We start from the raw sequence: 2007 nt of genomic DNA on the forward strand, positions 1-2007 counted from the left end.
GGAGAAATTCAGAGCAGGGAATAAGAATTATGAAAATCTGCTTGTTCCGGATGAAGAGTAAAAAAATGAGTTGGCTTGGAAATTGTATTTACTTAGATATAAAAATGCCACACATTATGAAATCAAGAATTTTAAAAACATTGATCGCAATTGTAGCACCTTTGGTGATAGAATTTGTAGTTAAAAAAATATCAGAAAAATTAAACGAAAAGAAAGACGATAAAAAGCAGTTACCTGCTCAATGAAGTAGTTAAAGTTTAAAATGAAAGCGGCTTTTCCCTTGGAAAAGCCGCTTTTTATTTATACAAAATCATAAATTCCGTTTTTCCAGCCCAGTACTTTCGAAGAATCGGCTTTGAGCCAGTTTTTAAGAATGGTGGCATATACTTTCCTGAAATCTTCCGAGTAGATCAGATCGCCTTCATTCAGATTCTGAAGATCGGGAAGTGCATTTAAAAGGCCCTTTCTTTTCAGGCCTCCGCTGATGAAAAACATCTGATTGGCTGTTCCGTGATCAGTTCCGTTGCTTGCATTTTGTGCAACACGGCGTCCGAACTCAGAAAAGGTCATAAGTAAGATATGGTCGAAAAGGCCATTACTTTTCATGTCTGCAACAAAAGATTTCACCGCTTCATTAATATCATTGAAAAGTTTTTTCTGCCGGTCATTCTGATTAACATGCGTGTCAAAACTTCCAATGGAAAGATAGTATACCCTGGTATTGATATCAGATTTGATTAAGGAGGCCACAGTTTTGAAATCTTTCCCCAATTGTGAGTTCGGATAGGCCTGAGTGGTGGTTTTCGATTTACTTTTTTCAAAAATATAATCCGCATTATTGATCGTGGAACCTAAGGTCTGATACAGATAAGAGACGGTTTCATCATCATGGTGATGATCATACAGCGATTTGAAATACTTTTCCTGGCTGGTTTGATAAAGCCTCTTCGGATCTTTGAAGGCAAATGCTTTATTGTTTTCTCCTTTTAAAGCCAGGCTCAGCATGTCATCCACTTCCAGAGCCTGGGTTGGATGCTCACAACGATAACATTCCTCATCCAGAAAACGTCCGAGCCAGCCTGTTTCCAGATATTCATCACTTTTGCTTGCGGAATGCCAGATGTCCATACTTCTGAAATGAGATTTATCAGGATTCGGATAACCTACATTGTTCATCACAGCCAATTCTCCGCTGTCAAAAAGCTCTTTAAAATAGGATAACGAAGGATTGATCCCGGTTTCATCATTCAATAACAGGGAGTCCTTAATAGCGATATTATTCCTTTCTCTAAAATAAATATCGTTTTTGACAGGAATAATGGTATTTAAACCGTCATTTCCGCCCGTAAACTGTAAGACGACCAGGATTTTCTGATTGGGTTCCAATGCTTCATCCAAAGTCATGGCTTTCAAAAAGTTGGGCATCATTAACGATGCAGTAGCTAATGAGCTTATTTTAAGGAATTCTCTTCTTTTGATTAACATGTTGCAAATTTTTAGATGAAACCATTACATGAGTTGATATTCAGGAGTCGACATCAGATTGATGACATTCATTTTGACACTGCTGTCCGAGAATTTCTTTACAGAGCCAAGGTCAAGCGTTTTTGTGTTAACAAGCAGGTAATCCTCACAGTTTTTATTGCTGAAAGCCTTTTCAACACGGTTCCAGTCAATAGTAATATTCGGATTTTTGAAACTTTTATTAAAAGCGGTTTCACGGGACTTCATTCCCATATCAATGTCATCATCCGGTCGTGGAGTATATTCTAAAGGTCTTAAGCCTGACCATATCTGAGGAATTTGCATTCTCAACATTAATGTGGAGCTGTCGATCCATGATTTTCCATTAGGCCATCCTGAAACATTCGGCGGATATAAGAGCATCTGGCCCAGTAATTTCTGATATATGATGAGGTTTTCCGGATTCTGGATTTCCATTGGAAGTATTCTCATCATTCCGGCCATTAGTTCGATAGGGGATTTTATCCTGTTTCCGATATTTTT

3 protein-coding genes are annotated in these 2007 nt (G+C 38.0%); 1 reads left to right on the forward strand and 2 read right to left on the reverse strand.

Annotation, left to right across the window (positions count from 1 at the left end; genetic code table 11):
• On the forward strand, positions 1 to 245 hold a 245-nt coding region (locus tag ACGHIN_RS17130), incomplete at its 5' end, for a hypothetical protein (RefSeq protein WP_390456404.1).
• 55 nt (positions 246 to 300) lie between these two features.
• Here ACGHIN_RS17130 and ACGHIN_RS17135 read toward each other — a convergent pair.
• Entirely contained in the window at positions 301 to 1485 is a 1185-nt protein-coding gene (locus ACGHIN_RS17135) for a DUF1501 domain-containing protein (protein WP_390456407.1), read from the reverse strand.
• A gap of 24 nt (positions 1486 to 1509) precedes the next feature.
• The coding region (locus ACGHIN_RS17140; protein ID WP_390456410.1) for a DUF1800 family protein at positions 1510 to 2007 on the reverse strand (498 nt) is incomplete at its 5' end.

The organism is Chryseobacterium barbadense (assembly GCF_042849955.1).
In the GTDB taxonomy this organism is placed as follows: domain Bacteria; phylum Bacteroidota; class Bacteroidia; order Flavobacteriales; family Weeksellaceae; genus Chryseobacterium.

Bases quoted from the DNA above. Each gene is read 5' to 3' on its own strand.
- ACGHIN_RS17135 (WP_390456407.1), bottom strand. From the start codon at position 1,485: ATGTTAATCAAAAGAAGAGAATTCCTTAAAATAAGCTCATTAGCTACT.